This is a genomic window from Streptomyces sp. NPDC049813, assembly GCF_044465085.1.
Taxonomy (GTDB): domain Bacteria; phylum Actinomycetota; class Actinomycetes; order Streptomycetales; family Streptomycetaceae; genus Streptomyces.
The window spans coordinates 401,812-417,540 of sequence record NZ_JBITLI010000003.1 but is presented as its reverse complement, the minus strand read 5'-3'; the positions used below and the strand labels follow the sequence as shown (position 1 = coordinate 417,540).

Annotated in this window: 13 protein-coding genes; 3 read left to right on the top strand and 10 right to left on the bottom strand. The window is 75.2% G+C overall.

What is annotated here, in order from left to right:
- Positions 1-261: 261 nt before the first annotated feature.
- The 3 genes from ACIBW6_RS09305 to ACIBW6_RS09295 form a co-directional block, all read right to left on the bottom strand.
- A complete protein-coding gene (locus ACIBW6_RS09305; RefSeq protein WP_399058395.1) occupies positions 262-1,536 on the bottom strand; it encodes an HRDC domain-containing protein in 1,275 nt (424 codons plus the stop codon).
- A 115-nt stretch (positions 1,537-1,651) separates the two neighbouring features.
- Positions 1,652-2,314, bottom strand: a complete 663-nt coding sequence (locus tag ACIBW6_RS09300) for a response regulator transcription factor (protein ID WP_353945341.1) — start codon at positions 2,312-2,314, stop codon at positions 1,652-1,654.
- 272 nt (positions 2,315-2,586) lie between these two features.
- Positions 2,587-3,237 carry a DUF3000 domain-containing protein gene (locus tag ACIBW6_RS09295; protein WP_399058393.1) on the bottom strand — a complete coding sequence of 217 codons (651 nt, stop codon included), beginning with the start codon at positions 3,235-3,237 and terminating at the stop codon, positions 2,587-2,589.
- A gap of 248 nt (positions 3,238-3,485) precedes the next feature.
- Here ACIBW6_RS09295 and hemE point away from each other — a divergent pair, with 248 nt between their 5' ends.
- The gene (hemE, locus tag ACIBW6_RS09290) at positions 3,486-4,562 is read left to right on the top strand and encodes a uroporphyrinogen decarboxylase (protein ID WP_399058391.1); all 1,077 of its coding nucleotides are present in this window, start codon (positions 3,486-3,488) and stop codon (positions 4,560-4,562) included.
- 19 nt (positions 4,563-4,581) lie between these two features.
- Here the strand turns inward: hemE and ACIBW6_RS09285 are convergent, their stop codons facing one another.
- The 3 genes from ACIBW6_RS09285 to ACIBW6_RS09275 all read right to left on the bottom strand — a co-directional run bounded on the left by ACIBW6_RS09285 (position 4,582) and on the right by ACIBW6_RS09275 (position 8,034).
- Positions 4,582-5,490, bottom strand: coding sequence for an NAD-dependent epimerase/dehydratase family protein (locus ACIBW6_RS09285; protein WP_399058389.1), 909 nt, complete (start codon positions 5,488-5,490; stop codon positions 4,582-4,584).
- Between the two features lie 161 nt (positions 5,491-5,651).
- On the bottom strand, positions 5,652-7,049 hold the full coding sequence (locus ACIBW6_RS09280) for an FAD-dependent oxidoreductase (protein ID WP_399058387.1): 1,398 nt from the start codon (positions 7,047-7,049) through the stop codon (positions 5,652-5,654).
- 28 nt (positions 7,050-7,077) lie between these two features.
- Complete coding sequence (locus ACIBW6_RS09275) at positions 7,078-8,034, bottom strand: DUF4349 domain-containing protein (RefSeq protein ID WP_399058384.1); 957 nt, start codon at positions 8,032-8,034, stop codon at positions 7,078-7,080.
- A gap of 141 nt (positions 8,035-8,175) precedes the next feature.
- Here ACIBW6_RS09275 and hemG point away from each other — a divergent pair, with 141 nt between their 5' ends.
- Both hemG and hemQ read left to right on the top strand, forming a co-directional pair.
- Positions 8,176-9,777, top strand: coding sequence for a protoporphyrinogen oxidase (gene hemG / locus ACIBW6_RS09270; RefSeq protein WP_399058382.1), 1,602 nt, complete (start codon positions 8,176-8,178; stop codon positions 9,775-9,777).
- 4 nt (positions 9,778-9,781) lie between these two features.
- Complete coding sequence (gene hemQ, locus ACIBW6_RS09265; protein WP_399058380.1) at positions 9,782-10,519, top strand: hydrogen peroxide-dependent heme synthase; 738 nt, start codon at positions 9,782-9,784, stop codon at positions 10,517-10,519.
- A gap of 32 nt (positions 10,520-10,551) precedes the next feature.
- Here the strand turns inward: hemQ and ACIBW6_RS09260 are convergent, their stop codons facing one another.
- The 4 genes from ACIBW6_RS09260 to ACIBW6_RS09245 all read right to left on the bottom strand — a co-directional run bounded on the left by ACIBW6_RS09260 (position 10,552) and on the right by ACIBW6_RS09245 (position 15,490).
- Complete coding sequence (locus ACIBW6_RS09260; protein WP_399058378.1) at positions 10,552-12,141, bottom strand: alpha/beta hydrolase; 1,590 nt, start codon at positions 12,139-12,141, stop codon at positions 10,552-10,554.
- 144 nt (positions 12,142-12,285) lie between these two features.
- On the bottom strand, positions 12,286-13,047 hold the full coding sequence (locus ACIBW6_RS09255) for a TIGR04222 domain-containing membrane protein (RefSeq protein WP_399058376.1): 762 nt from the start codon (positions 13,045-13,047) through the stop codon (positions 12,286-12,288).
- Positions 13,048-13,169: 122 nt separating this feature from the next.
- Positions 13,170-13,952, bottom strand: coding sequence for a DUF4142 domain-containing protein (locus ACIBW6_RS09250; protein WP_399058374.1), 783 nt, complete (start codon positions 13,950-13,952; stop codon positions 13,170-13,172).
- A 146-nt stretch (positions 13,953-14,098) separates the two neighbouring features.
- The gene (locus ACIBW6_RS09245) at positions 14,099-15,490 is read right to left on the bottom strand and encodes a DUF692 domain-containing protein (protein WP_399058796.1); all 1,392 of its coding nucleotides are present in this window, start codon (positions 15,488-15,490) and stop codon (positions 14,099-14,101) included.
- Positions 15,491-15,729 lie beyond the last annotated feature (239 nt).

Below are 15,729 nucleotides of genomic sequence, written 5' to 3'. Positions count from 1 at the left end.
GGGGGCGTGACGCCGTGGGCGGGGAGGTCGTGGGCGGCCGCGGCCCGGTGGGGCTTCTCGCGCAGTTCCCCGCGCCCCTGAAAGCTGCGGCTTCGCCGCGCTTCCCCCTGGAGATCGCGCACGTAGTGCGCACCTCCAGGGGCGCGGGGAACGGCGCGATCAGCCCCCACCGGTCCGCGGGCGAACGATTGCCCAGGGGCGCGGGGAACGGCGCGGCCAGCCACGACGGCGCCGCGGGGGAGGAAGCGCCCCCAGGGACGCCTACGCGCGGGCCGCCAATGCGGTGACCAGCACGGGAGTGACCTGCTCCACCTGCCAGCGCCGAGCGCCATGCGCGGCGAGTGCGGCGCCGACGGAGTCCGGGTCCACGACCGAGGGCGGCTCCCAGCACACCCGCCGCACCGTGTCCGGCGTGATCAGGTTCTCCTGCGGCATGTGCAGCGCCTCCGCCCGCGCCGAGACCGCCGCCCGCGCAGCGGAGAGCCGTGCCGCCGCGGCCGGGTCCTTGTCCGCCCAGGCCCGGGGCGGCGGCGGCCCGGCCACCTGCTGCCCGGGCTGCGGCAGCTCCGCGTCCGGCAGCGCCCTGGCCCGGTCCACGGCCGCCTGCCACTGCTCCAGCTGGCGCCGCCCCATGCGGTGCCCGAACCCGGGCAGCGCGGCGAGCGCCTGCACGGTGGGCGGCAGCGCGAGCGCGGCCTCGACGATCGCCGCGTCCCCGAGGACCTTGCCCGGCGACACGTCACGGCGCTGCGCGACCCGGTCGCGGGCGGTCCACAGCTCACGCACCACGGCCATCTGCCGGCGCCGCCGCACCTTGTGCATGCCGGACGTGCGCCGCCAGGGGTCCTTGCGCGGCGGCGCGGGCGGCGCGGAGGCGATCGCGTCGAACTCCTGGTGGGCCCAGTCGAGCTTGCCCTGCCGGTCGAGCTCCTTCTCCAGCGCGTCCCGCAGGTCGACGAGGAGCTCCACGTCGAGCGCCGCGTACCGCAGCCACGGCTCGGGCAGCGGCCGTGTCGACCAGTCGACCGCGGAGTGCCCCTTCTCCAGGACGTAGCCGAGGACGCCCTCGACCATCGCGCCGAGGCCGACGCGCGGGAACCCGGCGAGCCGCCCGGCCAGTTCGGTGTCGAAGAGCTCCGACGGCACCATGCCTATTTCGCGCAGGCACGGCAGGTCCTGCGTGGCGGCGTGCAGCACCCACTCCGCGTCCTCGATGGCCGCGCCGAAGCCGGACAGGTCCGGGCAGGCGACGGGGTCGATGAGCGCGCTGCCGGCGCCTTCGCGGCGCAGCTGCACAAGATAGGCGCGCTGCCCGTAGCGGTAACCGGAGGCCCGCTCGGCGTCGACGGCGACGGGTCCGGTGCCCGCGGCGAACGCGGCGACCACCTGGGCCAGCGCGGCCTCGTCGGCGATCACCGGGGGAATGCCCTCGCTCGGTTCGAGCAGGGGGATCGGCGCCGTCTCGACGTCGTCCGGAGGAGCGCCTCCGGTGGTGCGCAGTGAACTGTCTGCTGCGGTCTCTTGGGCGTCGGTCACCTGTCAAGGGTATCTGTGAACGGACGGCGCCCGTCGACGGAACGTTCCGTCGACGGGCGCTGAAGGTGTGACCACCGGAAAGATCCGGCCAGGGGGAGTCCGTGGTGCGGTGGGATCAGTGGATGATGCCGGTGCGCAGGGCGACCGCCACCATCCCGGCCCGGTCACCCGTGCCGAGCTTGCGCGCGATCCGGGCGAGGTGGCTCTTGACGGTCAGTGCGGACAGGCCCATCGAGACGCCGATGGCCTTGTTCGACTGTCCCTCGGCGACGAGGCGGAGCACCTCGACCTCGCGTCCGGACAGTTCGCGGTAGCCGCCCGGGTGGCTCGGGGCACCCGGGGGGCGGCGGTGCATACGGGCGGCCGCGGAACCGATCGGCGCGGCGCCGGGGCGGGTGGGGAGTCCTACGTTCGTGCGGGTGCCGGTGACGACGTAGCCCTTGACGCCGCCCGCGAGGGCGTTGCGCACGGCACCGATGTCGTCGGCGGCGGAGAGGGCGAGGCCGTTGGGCCAGCCCGCGGCTCGGGTTTCGGAGAGGAGCGTGAGGCCGGATCCGTCGGGGAGGTGGACGTCGGCTACGCAGATGTCGCGGGGGTTGCCGATGCGGGGACGAGCCTCCGCGACGGACGAGGCCTCGATCACGTCGCGCACACCGAGCGCCCACAGATGGCGGGTGACGGTGGAACGGACGCGGGGGTCGGCCACGACCACCATGGCGGTCGGCTTGTTCGGGCGGTAGGCGACCAGGCTTGAGGGCTGCTCGAGGAGAACGGACACCAGGCCTCCTGGGGTGCGGGACGGAGCCGGCTCGGGGGGTGAAGCCGGGACGAACCGTGCTTTCAAGGTCACTGAGGTCTTCGGCACCAAACCCGTCCGCCTTTAGAGAAAGATCACGATTTGGTGAGTAACAATCCACGCAATTCAGACACAGTATCGATCATCCGAAGATCAAACCGAATCGAAACGTGCAACGGCCGCGTCAGCAGGAGCCGACGCGGCCGAAAACAGTCCCTCTTGAAGGAGGCCCGGAGGAGAGGTGTGGGTCTGGGTCAGGCGGAGTGCGGGCCCCTTCGCTGGGGCAGCGTCACCACCGCGCCCTCGGACCCGTGCATCGCGCCCGGCACCGGCGGGAGCCCGGCGACCTGGCACAGCAGCTCGCACCAGGCCGCGAGGTGCGCGGCCGTGTCCGGTACCCCGCGGGGCCCCTCGCGCGGCGTCCAGGAGGCGCGGATCTCGATCTGCGAGGCCGGCGGCCGGTCGCCGATCCCGCCGAAGTAGTGCGAACTGGCGCGGGTCACCGTGCCGGACGGCTCCCCGTAGGACAGGCCCCGGGCCGCCAGCGCGCCCGTCAGCCACGACCAGCACACCTCGGGGAGCAGCGGATCGGCGGCCATCTCCGCCTCCAGCTCCGCGCGCACCAGGGTCACCAGGCGGAACGTGCCGTGCCATGCCTCGTGGCCCGACGGGTCGTGCAGCAGCACGAGCCGCCCGTCGGCCAGGGCGTCGTTCTCGGGGTCGGCGGCGGCCGCATCGACGACCGTCGCCTCCAGCGCGTAGGAGAAGGGAGCCAGGCGCTGCGGCGGGCGCGTGGGATCGATCTCGATCTCCGGGCGCAGCCGCGCGGACCGCAGGCCGTCGACCGCCGTACGGAAGGCCAGGGGGGTGGGCGGAGCCGTGTCGTCCTCATGTGCAGCGTTCATGTCCCGAGCGTTCTGCCCCTCCCGCACCGATTCACTCATCCCGTCCGAGTCCGTCTGGGTCCTGCTGAGCCCTGCCGAGTCCTGCCGAGTCCTGCTGGGTCCTGCCGAGCCCCGCGGTCCGTACGACCCTCGTCGCGCGCGGCGGCCATGCCGGGAAGGTTAAGGGGAAGGAGCCCCTCGCGCAGGCAGGGACACCCGGCACCGACGCCGTTCTCCCGACACTTCGGGGCCGTGCGAGACTCTCCGGTGTGAGTGCCAACACCCAGGCCACGGGCCAGCAGCCGTCAGCGACGAACGACGCCGTCAAGGATTCCGCCTTCCTGCGGGCGTGCAGGCGTGAGCCCGTGCCGCACACGCCGGTGTGGTTCATGCGGCAGGCGGGGCGCTCACTGCCCGAGTACCGCAAGGTCCGCGAGGGCATCCCGATGCTGGAGTCGTGCATGCGGCCCGAGCTGGTCACCGAGATCACCCTGCAGCCGGTGCGCCGGCACAAGGTCGACGCGGCGATCTACTTCAGCGACATCGTCGTCCCCCTCAAGGCCATCGGCATCGACCTCGACATCAAGCCCGGCGTCGGACCGGTCGTCGAGAAGCCGATCCGCAGCCGCGCCGACCTGGCGCAGCTGCGCGACCTGACCCCGGAGGACGTCGGCTACGTCACCGAGGCCATGGGGATGCTGACCGCCGAGCTCGGCGCGACCCCGCTCATCGGCTTCGCCGGCGCCCCCTTCACCCTCGCCAGCTACCTCGTCGAGGGCGGCCCGTCGCGGGGCCACGAGCACACCAAGGCGCTCATGTACGGCGACCCGCAGCTCTGGGCCGACCTGCTCGACCGGCTCGCCGACATCACCGCCGCCTTCCTGAAGGTGCAGATCGAGGCGGGCGCGAGCGCCGTACAGCTCTTCGACTCCTGGGTCGGCGCGCTCGCCCCCGCCGACTACCGCCGCTCCGTCATGCCCGCCTCGCAGAAGGTCTTCCGGGCCGTCGAGGCGTACGGCGTGCCGCGCATCCACTTCGGCGTCGGCACCGGTGAGCTGCTCGGGCTGATGGGCGAGGCCGGCGCGGACGTCGTCGGCGTCGACTGGCGGGTGCCGCTCGACGAGGCCGCGCGGCGCGTCGGCCCCGGCAAGGCGCTCCAGGGCAACCTCGACCCGGCGACCCTCTTCGCCACGCCCGAGGCCGTCGAGACCAAGGCCGCCGAGGTGCTCGACGCGGCGGCGGGCCTGGAGGGCCACGTGTTCAACCTCGGCCACGGCGTCCCGCCGAACACCGACCCGGACGCCCTCACCCGTCTCGTGGAGTACGTCCACACGCGGACCGCGTAGCCCGACCGCGTAGCCCGGTTCACCGCGGCTCTTGGCCGGGCGCGCCGTCCGCCCGCCACAGCGCGCTCAGCGAGGCGTGCAGGGTGTGGGTGGGGCGCCAGTCCAGCACCTGGCGCGCGGCGGTGATCCGCGCGCACTGCCAGGGCACGGCCGGGGCCCGGTCCGCGCCCGGCGCGGCCTCCACCCGGCCGCGGTACCCGGACGCCCGCACCAGGCCGTGCGCCAGCTCGCGCACCGCGACGGCGCGGCCGCTGCCGATGTTCAGCAGCGGCGGCAGCGGCTGCGGCGCGGTCAGGGCGAGCGCCACCGCGGTCGCCACGTCGCGGACGTCGACGTAGTCCCGGTGCGCCGCCAGGCCGCCGACCCGCAGCGGGTCCGTCCGGCCGTGGCGCAGCGCTTCTCGCAGTTCGGCCGTGAGCCGGCCGGGCAGCTGCGCGGGGCCCGCGCCCGGGCCGACCGCGTCGGTCACCCGCAGCACGACCGCGTCGAGGCCGGAGCCGGTGACGGCCAGGGTGCCCGCCAGTTTGCTCGCCCCGTACGCGCAGACGGGCCGGGCCGGTGCCTCCTCCGGGGTCCGCTCGCCGAGCGCAGTCGGCCCGTACTCGGCGGCCGAGCCGAGGTGGACCAGGCGGGCCGCGGGCGCCGCGTCCCGCAGCGCCGCGCAGAGGACAGCCGGGGCCCGGGAGTTGGCCTCGACCAGGGTCAGGGAGCTGCCGCCGACAGCCCCGGCGCAGTTGGCGACGGCGTCGGGTGCGGCGCGGCCGATCAGCTCCGCGAGCGTGCCGGGCCGCACCGTCGCGAGGTCGACGCGCAGGTCGTCGGCCGGGTGGCGGCCCCCGGTGAGCACCCGCACGCCCGGCAGGGCGCGCAGCCGCCCGGCGACGTGCCGGCCCAGGAATCCGCGGGCGCCCAGGACGAGCAGACGCACGGCCGGGTCACACTCCCTTCGGCGCGAGAGACGTGCCCGGCCGCACCGGCCGCACAGCCGTCATGGGTCACATCGTGGGGCCCGGAGCGGAGTTGAGGACGGTTTCGGTCAAAAGTGGCGGGAAAGCGGCGCCATGTCGAAAACGACGCGCCCTGCGGTGATCAGGAGGACGCGGCCGCGCGGACGGCGGCGGAGGCCTTGCGGGCCGCCACCAGCACCGGGTCCCAGACCGGTGAGAACGGCGGCGCGTACCCGAGGTCCAGCGCCGTCATCTGCTCCACCGTCATCCCGGCGGTCAGCGCGACCGCCGCCACGTCGACCCGCTTGGCGGCGCCCTCGCGCCCCACGATCTGCACACCGAGCAGCTTCCCGGTGCGCCGCTCGGCGATCATCTTCACGGTCATCTGCGCCGCCCCCGGGTAGTACCCCGCCCGGCTCGTCGACTCGACCGTCACCGACACGAACTGCAGACCGGCGCGGAGCGCGTCCTTCTCGCGCAGCCCGGTGCGCGCGATCTCCAGGTCGCAGACCTTGCTCACCGCCGTCCCCACGACCCCGGGGAACGTCGCGTAACCGCCGCCCACGTTGGCCCCGATGATCTGCCCGTGCTTGTTGGCGTGGGTGCCGAGCGCGATGTGCCGCTCGCGGCCCGACACCAGGTCCAGGACCTCGACGCAGTCGCCGCCGGCCCAGATGTCCTCGTGCCCGCGCACCCGCATGCCCAGGTCCGTCAGGAGGCCGCCGTTCTCGCCCAGCGGCAGGCCCGCGTCGCGCGCGAGCGTCGTCTCGGGGCGCACGCCGATGCCCAGCACCACGACGTCCGCCGGGTGTTCGGCGTCCCGCGTCGCCACCGCCCGCACCCGCCCGTCGTCCCCGGTCAGGATCCGGGTCACCTCGGCGTCGTTCACCAGGGTGATGCCCATCCCCGCCATCGCCTCGTGCACCAGGCGTCCCATGTCCGGGTCGAGGGTCGCCATCGGCTCGGCGCCGCGGTTGACGACCGTCACCTCGTAGCCGCGGTGCAGCAGCGCCTCGGCCATCTCCACGCCGATGTACCCGGCGCCCACCACGACGGCCCTGCGCCCCTCGGTCGCCCGCAGCGTGTCGATCAGCGCCTGCCCGTCGCCGAGGGTCTGCACGCCGTGCACACCGTCCGCGTCCATGCCCGGCAGGTCGGGGCGGAGCGGCCGGGCCCCGGTGGCGATCACGAGCTTGTCGTACGCCACCCACGACTCCTCGCCGCCGTCCAGGTCCCGGGCCCGCACCCGGCGCCCCTCGACGTCGATCCGGACGACCTCGGTGCGCATCCGCAGATCGATATGGCGTTCCCGGTGCTCCTCGGGCGAGCGGGCGATCAGTTCGTCGCGCCCGCCGACCTGGCCGCCCACCCAGTACGGGATGCCGCACGCCGAGTACGAGGTGAAGTCCCCCCGCTCGAAGGCCACGATCTCCAGCTCGTCCGGGCCGCGCAGCCGCCGGGCGCCCGACGCGGCGGACATGCCGGCCGCGTCGCCGCCGACGACCACGAGACGTTCGCGCGCAGACTCATCAGTGCTCATGGGCGCAACGCTACGTCGGGCGCGCGCGTCAGTCCCGCGCGTCGGGCGCCTGAGGTGCGGAGACCGGCCGCGCGGGCCCGCCCCGGCCGCGCCGCGCCAGGCGGGGACGCACGAGCCGCAGCCACAGGAACGCGAGCAGCGCCGCGACCGCCGCGAACGGCAGCACGGCCGCGAGCACCATCGCCACCCACTTCAGCACGGTCACGAAGGCGTCCCAGCCGCCCGACAGCGCGTCCTGGAACCCCGCTTCGTCGTCCTCGCCGGCCGCCGCCTTCGCGGGTGCCTCGGAGAGCCGCAGCGTGATCGTCGCGAGCGTGGTGCGGTCCTTCAGCGACGCCTGCTGCGCGAGCAGCGACTCCAGCTCCGCCTCGCGGCTGCCCAACTCCCCTTCCAGCGCCACGACATCGCTCAACTTCGTCGCCCGGTCCATGAGGTCGCGCACCCGGGCCACGCTCGCCCGCTGCGACGCGACCCGGCTGCCGACGTCGACGACCTGGTCGGTGACGTCCTTCGCGCTCACGTTCCGCTCCAGCAGCCGCCCCGCGCCCGAGAGCCGGTCCAGCACGTCCTGGTACGCGTCCTGCGGCACCCGCAGCGTGAGCCGCGAGCGCTCATGGCCCCGGCCGTCCCGGTCCGTGGTCTCGTCGCCGACGATGCCGCCCGCGTCCTCGGCGACCGAGCGCGCCCTGTCGAGGGCCTCGGGGACGTCCTTGACCCGGACGGAGAGGGAAGCGGTGCGGATGATGTGGACCCCGGCCGGCTGCGGCGGCTTCTTCGCGCCGGTGCCGCCGGCGGCCCGGCCGCTGTCGGCCGCCGCGCCCGCCGCCGGCCGGGACCCCTCGCGGGCGGCGCTCTTGTCGTTCGCGCCGTCGTCACCCCCGGCCGAGCAGCCGGTCAGCGCGAGCGCCGCGGCGAACAGCAGTGCGGCGAGAGTCCGTGCGGGCCGCGGCCGGGGACGCGGACGGATCGAACGGGACGTGTGCATGGTCGTACCCCCACGGGACATGGCGAACGGTGGACGCTCCTTCGACGCGCGAGGGGCCGCCGCGGTGGTTGCCGCACGGTCCCGAACCGGTCACGGTCGGGACTCGTCGGCGGGCGGCGCCGGTTCTGACAGAGTGGGGGGATGCGCGAAACGGACACAGGTACGGACGGGAACCGCCTCGGTGCGAGCGGGTTCGAGGGCTCGGGGGAGGCGAGGCACCGCAGGGTCCTCGTGATCGGCGGCGGCATCGCGGGGCTCGCCGCGGCCCACCGGCTGCTCGCGTCCGCGGGACGGGACGAGCGGGTCGAGGTGACCGTCCTGGAGGCGTCCGACCGGCTCGGCGGCAAGCTGCGCGCCGGGGAGATCGCCGGGGTCCGCGTCGACCTCGGCGCCGAGTCGATGCTGGCCCGCCGCCCCGAGGCGGTGGGCCTGGCCCGCGAGGTGGGCCTCGGCGAGCGGCTCCAGCCGCCGTCCACCGCGACCGCCTCGCTGTGGACCCGCTCCGTCCTGCACCCGATGCCCAAGGGCCACGTCATGGGGGTCCCCGCCGCCGCCGACGCGCTCACCGGGGTCCTCTCCGAGGAAGGGCTCGCCCGGATCGGGCAGGAGGCCGACCTGCCCCCCGTGGAACTCGGCGACGACGTGGCCGTCGGCGAGTTCGTCGCCGCCCGTCTCGGCCGCGAGGTCGTCGACCGGCTCGTCGAACCCCTCCTCGGCGGCGTCTACGCGGGCGACGCCTACCGCATCTCGCTGCGCAGCGCGGTGCCCCAGCTCTTCGAGGAGGCCCGCCGCCACCCGACCCTGACGGCCGCGGTCCGCGCGATCCAGGCCCGCACCGCGCAGCACCAGCAGCCCGGACCGGTCTTCATGGGCATCGAGGGCGGCATCGGCACCCTGCCCGCGGCGGTGGCCGACGCGGTGCGCGCGCTGGGCGGCACGATCCTGACCGGGGAGCGGGCCAGCACGCTGCGCGCCCGCGGCGGCGCCGAGCAGGCCCGCCGCACGGGGCCCGGGCACCCCCGCCCGGCCGGCCGGCCCGCGCGGACCCCCGTGCCCGAGCCCGTCTGGCGCGTCGTCACCGAACAGGGCCGCACCTTCACCGCCGACCAGGTGATCGTCGCGCTGCCCGCCCCCGCGGCGGCGAGCCTGCTGCGCACCGCCTCACCGCTGGCCTCCCAGGAGCTGCGCGGCATCGACTACGCGTCGATGGCCCTGATCACCATGGCGTTCCGCACGGACGAGGCGCGGCTGCCGGAGGGCAGCGGCTTCCTCGTCCCGCCCGTCGACGGTCACACCATCAAGGCCGCCACCTTCGCCTCGCACAAATGGGGCTGGATCGGGGCCGAGAACCCGCAGCTGCGCGTCGTGCGGACCTCCGTCGGCCGCTACGGCGACGAGAAGGACCTCGCCCGCGACGACGCCGACCTCGTCGACGCCGCCCGCCACGACCTGGGCGCCGCCACCGGGCAGCGCGCGGCCCCGGTCGCCGCCCACGTCACGCGCTGGCAGGACGGGCTGCCCCAGTACCCCGTCGGCCACACCGCCCGCGTCGCACGCATCCGCGACCACCTCACCCATCTGCCCGGCCTCACCGTCTGCGGGGCCGCCTACGACGGCGTCGGCATCCCCGCGTGCATCGCGAGCGCCTACGCCGCCGCCGACGAGCTGCGCGGCGACGGCGGCGCCCGCGAGGAGCTGAAGGCGAACCCGGTGCAGAGCCTGCACGGCGGCGCAGGAGAATAGGGACATGAGCGACGACACCCCTACCACCGACCCGGCGCGGATCCCGAACAAGGGCAAGCTGGCCAAGGACCTGAACGAGGTCATCCGCTACACCCTCTGGTCGGTCTTCAAGCTGAAGGACGCGCTGCCCGAGGGCACCGCGCGGGCCGGTTACGCCGACGAGGTCCAGGAGCTGTTCGACCAGCTCGCCGCCAAGGACGTCACCGTCCGCGGCACCTATGACGTCTCCGGTCTGCGCGCCGACGCCGATCTCATGATCTGGTGGCACGCCGAGACCGCCGACCAGCTCCAGGAGGCGTACAACCTCTTCCGCCGCACCAAGCTGGGCCGCGCCCTCGACCCGGTGTGGTCGAACATGGCGCTGCACCGCCCCGCCGAGTTCAACCGCTCGCACATCCCGGCGTTCCTCGCCGACGAGACGCCGCGCAACTGGGTCTCGGTCTACCCCTTCGTGCGCTCCTACGAGTGGTACCTGCTCCCCGACGACGAGCGCCGCAAGATGCTCGCCGACCACGGCAAGATGGCCCGCGGCTACCCGGACGTGCGCGCCAACACCGTCGCCTCGTTCTCGCTCGGCGACTACGAGTGGCTGCTGGCCTTCGAGGCGGACGAGCTGGACCGGATCGTCGACCTCATGCGCCACCTGCGCGGCTCCGAGGCACGGATGCACGTCCGTGAGGAAGTTCCCTTCTACACGGGGCGTCGCAAGAGCGTGGCCGATCTCGTGGCCGGGCTGGCCTAGTTCGGGCCGGAGGGTCGCGGGGCTCCGCCCCCTCAGGGGGCGAGCGCCGTCGGCTCCGGGTGCGGGGCGCAGGACGACGCACGGCGCTCCGGCACCCGGCCCTCCAGCACGTACGCGTAGAAGTGCCCGTTCACACAGGCGTTGGCGCCCCCGGCGACCCCGTGCGTGCCCGCGCCGCGCTCGGTCACGAGCACGGAGCCGCGGATCCGCCGGCTCAGCTCCCGCGCTCCGGCGTACGGCGTGGCCGCGTCCCGTTCGGCGGCCAGGACCAGCGTGGGCGGCAGCGCGCCCGGCCGGGTCCGCACGTCGAGGGGCTGCTGCCGGGGCGCGGTCCAGTACGCGCACGGCAGGTTCGTCCACGTGTTGTCCCACGCCTCGAACGGCGCGGTGCGCGCCAGCCGGGTCGTGTCGCGGTCCCAGGTGCGGAAGTCGGTCGGCCAGGGCGCGTCGTTGCACTCGACCGCCGTGTAGACCGCGGCGCTGTTCTCGCCGGCGGCCGCGCCGGCCGCCCGCGGCGCCGCCTGCTCGACCAGCGGCCCCGGGTCGCCCTTGAGGTACGCCGACAGGGCCCTGGCCCGCACCGGCCAGTAGTCGTCGGCGTACCCCACTTGCAGGTACGCGTTCTGCAACTGGCCGGGGCCGACCCGGCCGCCGGCCGGCTCGCGCGCCAGCTCCGCGCTCACCCGCTCGTAGGCCGTCTGCACCTCCTCGGGCGTCTTGCCCAGGTGGTAGACGGCGTCGTGCTTGGCGACCCACGCCCGGAAGTCGGACCAGCGGCGCTCGAACGCGGCCGACTGCTCCAGGTTGTTGACGTACCAGACGTGGCGCGGGTCCGGGTCGACCGCCGAGTCGAAGACCATCCGCCGCACGTGCGCGGGGAACAACTGCGCGTACACCGCCCCGATGTACGTCCCGTAGGAGGCGCCCATGTACGTGAGCGTCCGCTCGCCGAGCGCGGCCCGCAGGACGTCCAGGTCCCGGGCGTTGTTCAGGGTCGTGTAGTGGCGCAGGTCCGGGTTGCGGCGCGCGCAGCCGCGCGCGTACGCCTTCGCCTGCGCGATGCGCTCCTGCTTGTACGACTCCGAGGGGTGCGTCGGCGCCGGTGTGGGGTGGGTCCCGAGCTGCTTGGGGTCCCGGCAGGACAGGGGCGCCGAGCGGCCGACGCCGCGCGGCGCGTAGCCCACGAGGTCGTACGCCGCGCCGACGCGCTCCCATTCGGGCACGGTGCGCACCAGCGGGAAGTACATGCCGTTGCCGCCCGGGCCGCCCGGGTTGAAGACGAACGCGCCCTGCCGGGCGACCCTCTTGCCGCCGTGTTTCCCGGCCGCCTTGACGCGGCTGACGGTCAGCTCGATCTGCCTGCCGCGCGGCCGGGCGTAGTCCAGCGGCACGGAGACGGTGCCACAGGTGACCGGCGCGGGCAGGTGCTCCACCGCGGGGCAGGCGCCGAAGCGGATCCCGGCGGCGGCGGCGCGCTGCGCGGCGACGGCGGTGCCCAGGGCCTGCGGCGCGCCGAGATCGCGGGGAGCGCTCGCGCCGCCCGCCGGTGCGGTCCCGAGAGCCGCCAGGATCAGTGATCCGACGGCGGCGCAGAGGGCGGATGCTGTTCTCGTCGCGCGCATGCGTCCCTTTCGCCGGGCTCCCGAGCCGGTGCGGCTCGCGGTCAGAGGCCGGGGTCAAAAGGGATACTTGAGGCGGGGGTTGAGGATGTAAAGCACCGGGCGGCGTGTCGGGCCGGCGAGGGCCGTGCCTATAGGGGGCCCGGCTCAGCCGCCGACGGCGGTGCGGCTGCCGAGGGCGGCCCGCAGCGCCGGGTCGTCCAGCGCGCGCACGCCGCGTACGGCGACCGCGTGCAGGCCGCCGGCGCCCGCGGGCAGGGCGGCGAGCAGGCGCTGCCCCGCCGGTGAGGCCCAGCGGGTGTGCGGGTGGATCTCGATGCGGACGAGCGCCAGGCAGCTCAGCGTGAGCACCAGCGGCAGCGCGAACCAGAGCACCACCGGCAGCCCCTGCCCGGCCGTGCCGCCCGGCACCAGCACCGCCGCGGCGCCCAGGGCCACCACGGCGACGGCCGCCGCCCGCACCTGGCGCGCCGCCCCGGCCACCGCGGCCCGGGCGGTCTCCGGCACCGCGAGTCCGGCCGCCACGAGCCGTTCGGCGACGGCACGGACGGCGTCGCCCGCGGCCGCCGCGGCGCGCAGCGGGGCGATCGGCGACTGGCCCGCGGGCCCGATCGCGCCGATCACCGCACGCTCCACGTCGTCCTCGCCCACCGGGTCGACGACCGTCGCCCAGCCGGTGTGCGCGAGCAGCAGCCGGCGGCCGCGGGCCATCGACACGAGGGTCACGTCGGCGACCCGGGCCGGGCCGCCGGACAGGAACGCCGTCTCGTACAGCGACAGTTCGTGCCCGGGCCGCGCGGTGCCCAGCGCGAGTTCGGCGTCGGCGGCGCGCGCGGCGGCCAGGCCGAGCCGACCGCAGGACAGGCCGGTGACGGCGCAGGCGAGGACGAGGAACAGGACCCAGAGCATGCGGTGTTTTTACGACAGGTGTTCGGGTAGGCGCTACGGCCCGTTCAATATGCGGACACGCCGTGACCGGTACGTGACGTTCCGTTTCGCTGCGGGCTGCGGGCTCTCCGCGGCCGGGCCGCTCAGCTCCGGGGCCGGGACGCCGCGGGCGGCAGGGTCAGCGAGGGAGTCGGCGTGGGCGTCGGCGTGAGCGGGATGACCGGGGCCGGGGAAGCGGCCGGCCCGGGCGGGGCGGGCGGCCGGGTCAGCGGCGGCGGGCTCGCCGTGGCGCCGTCCCGGGCCGCCGCGTCGAAGTCGACGAGACCGGTGGCCTCCAGCACCGTGATGTGGTCCAGGACGGTGGTGTTGGCGTCGTCCGCGAGGTCCCGGACGAGCGTGTTGCGGGTCGCCGCCCGCACCTGGGCCACCAGCGCGAACACCTGGCCGTGGGCGCGGCGCAGGAGGTTGGCGAACTGCCGCTCGTACTCCGCGCCCCGCGCCGCCGTCAGCGTCCGCAGCCAGCCCCGCTGTTGGGCGGTGGGCTGGTTCGGCAGCCCCAGGCGCAGCCGGGCCGCCACCTCGCGCACCCGGGCGTCCAGGAACGTGTGGCCCTCGACGAGGTGCCGGCCCGCCGTCGCGACGGCCCGGCTCGGCGCCCGCTCCTCGGCCTGCTGTCCCGCGGGCAGCTCCCAGAGCCCGGCGAGCCGGACCTTGGTGAGGAAGACGCGGTCGGTGGCCGACAGCGGGCCGAACGCGGTCGGCACGCTCTGCGCGTCGAGCGTGTCCAGGCCGGTGCCCGCGCGGTCCGCGTACGACCAGATCGGGAAGACGAGCGCGGCCAGCGTCGCCACGAGTCCCGTGACGATGAGCGCGGTGCCGCTGACGTGGACGCCGCCCGGCGATCCGGTGGGCGAGAACAGTCGCATGGTGCCTCCTGGTGCGGCACCGCACGCTAGTGCGCTCCGGACACGATGTGCCGGAGATCATCGGCGACTACGCCAACCGCCGTACGGAGCGCGGGGGTTGTGCGCGCCCGCGCGCCCGCTGGGTGGGGGAGAGGGCGGCCCGGCCCTCACCGGCGCAGCGCGAACCGGGCGGCCCGCAGCGCCCGCGCCATCGGGCGTCCCACCAGCGAGCGCGGGCCCGAACGCTCCAGCCACCAGTCGGTCAGCTGCTTGCGGACGAAGGGGTCGTCGACGCGCTGCGCGATCAGCAGGTCCTCCGCGAAGTCGAGCGCGTCGCGCCGGTACCCGTCCGCCATGGGCCGCCGCTGCGCGTACGCGAGGAACGCGGTCCGGTACGCCGCGCGGCCCATGACGGACGGCAGTTCGGGCGCCACCTTCGCGACGACGTCGGCCCGCTTGGCCGCCAAGGCCCTGCTCTGCACGGCGAGCCGCGCGCGGTCGAAGCCCTCGGGGGCGGGGGTGCCCGCGACGAGCGAGGAGAGCAGGGCGGCCTGCCCGAGCGCGAGCCGACCACGCACCTGCTCGGTAACCGGCGCCACCCGCTCGGCGACCGGCGCCACCCGCTCGACGTCGGGCCTGGTGTCCGGTCCGGCGTCCCGCTCGGTGTTCGGTCCGGCGTCCCGCCCGGTGTCCGGCACCGGGCGGACGGGTGCGGCGGGTTCGGGTGCGGTCCCGGCGGCGGTCACCGTCTCCCGGATCCGTGCCACCTCCCGCTCCAGCTCCGTCCCGTCGTACGAGAAGTTGTCGTCCCGTTCCAGCAGGACGCCGGGCGGGGACACGCGCGAGGCGAGATCGGCCAGGACGGCGAGGACGGCCTCCGGCACCGGATGGGCGTGGCTGTCGTGCCAGACGCCGTCCCGCTCGAACCCGCCCGCGACATGGACGTACGCGATGGCCTCGACGGGCAGCTCGTCCAGTGCCGCGGCCGGGTCCTCGCCCCGGTTCACGAAGTTCGTGTAGAGGTTCGCCACGTCGATCAGCAGCCGGACGCCGGTGCGCTCGACCAGCTCCGAGAGGAACTGCCCCTCGGTCAGCTCCTCGCCGGGCCAGCCGAACAGCGCCGCGATGTTCTCCACGGCCAGCGGCACGGGCAGCGCGTCCTGCGCGATCCGGACGTTCTCGCACAGCACGTCGAGCGCGTCCCGGGTCCGCGGCACGGGCAGCAGGTGGCCCGCCTCCAGGAGCGGCGACGCCGTGCGGTCGCCGCCGGCCCGGACGAACGCGATGTGCTCGGTGACCAGCGGCGAACCGAGCGCCTCGGCGCGCGCGGCGAGCGCCGCGAGCCGGTGCTCGTCCGGCCGCTCCGCCCCGCCGAGGCCGAGCGAGACACCGTGCGGCACGACGGTCACGCCGCGCTCGCGCAGCCGCAGCAGGGAGTCGGGCAGGTGCCCGGGGCAGAGGTTCTCGGCGACCGCCTCGACCCAGTCGATGCCGGGCATCTCCTCGACGACGCCGGCGATCTCGGGCCGCCAGCCGATCCCGGTGCCCAACCGTGACATTTCCTGCATGACCGTCCCCCTCCCGCGCCGTGCCGGTCCGCTGCGGCGTGCTCTCTACCTCACCCGGGCGGGGCCGGACGAACCGTGCGGGAGGGACCTTCAGAGCTACATTTGAGGTTCCGCAGCGGTCTCCGCACCGGTCTCCCCACCGGTCTCCCCACCGGTCTCCCCACCGGTCTCCCCGCCGATTCCGGCAGCGCTGCCCCGGCCGATCCCCGGGCAGGACACCCGGCCGCCGC

Coding starts and splice junctions, on each gene's coding strand:
- ACIBW6_RS09280 (WP_399058387.1), bottom strand. CDS start 7,049: ATGAGCACTGATGAGTCTGCGCGCGAACGTCTCGTGGTCGTCGGCGGC.
- ACIBW6_RS09245 (WP_399058796.1), bottom strand. CDS start 15,490: ATGTCACGGTTGGGCACCGGGATCGGCTGGCGGCCCGAGATCGCCGGC.
- ACIBW6_RS09260 (WP_399058378.1), bottom strand. CDS start 12,141: ATGCGCGCGACGAGAACAGCATCCGCCCTCTGCGCCGCCGTCGGATCA.
- ACIBW6_RS09255 (WP_399058376.1), bottom strand. CDS start 13,047: ATGCTCTGGGTCCTGTTCCTCGTCCTCGCCTGCGCCGTCACCGGCCTG.
- ACIBW6_RS09250 (WP_399058374.1), bottom strand. CDS start 13,952: ATGCGACTGTTCTCGCCCACCGGATCGCCGGGCGGCGTCCACGTCAGC.
- hemG (WP_399058382.1), top strand. CDS start 8,176: ATGCGCGAAACGGACACAGGTACGGACGGGAACCGCCTCGGTGCGAGC.
- ACIBW6_RS09275 (WP_399058384.1), bottom strand. CDS start 8,034: ATGCACACGTCCCGTTCGATCCGTCCGCGTCCCCGGCCGCGGCCCGCA.
- ACIBW6_RS09295 (WP_399058393.1), bottom strand. CDS start 3,237: ATGAACGCTGCACATGAGGACGACACGGCTCCGCCCACCCCCCTGGCC.
- hemQ (WP_399058380.1), top strand. CDS start 9,782: ATGAGCGACGACACCCCTACCACCGACCCGGCGCGGATCCCGAACAAG.